General features: G+C 41.9%; 1 protein-coding gene. It reads right to left on the bottom strand.

Annotation, left to right across the window (positions count from 1 at the left end; translation table 11 throughout):
• Positions 1-222, bottom strand: a 222-nt coding sequence (locus AC2A4J_RS20485) for a hypothetical protein (protein WP_484177313.1), incomplete at both ends; no start/stop codon positions are given.

The following is a 222-nucleotide window of genomic DNA, read 5'->3' as shown; positions in this document are numbered from 1 at the left end:
TTCGCAGATTACCACGTCCTTCATCGCCTCTGACTGCCAAGGCATCCACCGTGCACGCTTGGTCACTTGACCATATAACCCAAAATAGTTTTTTACGATTCCAAAAGGAAAAGTAGAAACATAAATCAGACCACATACCAAAGAGCTTTTGTGTCTCTCTGGATTTACGATAATAGAAGTCACTAGGTTAAAGTGAACTTCCACCGGTTTAACGCTTGATTC

This window comes from Marinomonas sp. ATLA20, from assembly GCF_057180105.1.
Note: the sequence above shows the minus strand (reverse complement) of the source record. Positions and strands in the feature narration are given on the sequence as shown.